This window comes from Paraburkholderia sp. SIMBA_053, from assembly GCF_046534895.1.
Lineage (GTDB): Bacteria > Pseudomonadota > Gammaproteobacteria > Burkholderiales > Burkholderiaceae > Paraburkholderia > Paraburkholderia caledonica.
Map to the genome: position 1 here is coordinate 1 of NZ_JAWRXU010001037.1, position 259 is coordinate 259.

Annotated in this window: 1 protein-coding gene; it reads right to left on the bottom strand. The window is 49.4% G+C overall.

Going from position 1 to position 259, the window contains the following annotated elements; genetic code table 11:
* On the bottom strand, window positions 1-246 hold a 246-nt coding region (locus SB753_RS38785; protein WP_410805377.1), incomplete at its 3' end, for a hypothetical protein.
* Window positions 247-259 lie beyond the last annotated feature (13 nt).

The window sequence follows — 259 nt, forward strand, 5'->3', positions numbered from 1 at the left end:
GGTGCCTACTTCTGCGGCCGCCTCATAGTAAGAAATGCCAGAACTGGACGCAGCGTTTCTGACATCTTTCTTTGTTGTGTTAATGGCACCTTCTGGTGTGGCAATTTCCGCGAACTTTGCCCAGAAAGTTGTCGTGAGCTTTAGACGCGTCCACTTCTCTTTGGCTAGGTAGTCATAGAAATTTTGCCGAGCTTCATCCGAGACCCCGCGATTGAGGTCAACGGTAAGCATTACATAGACCGTCATTGGAACCTCCTTG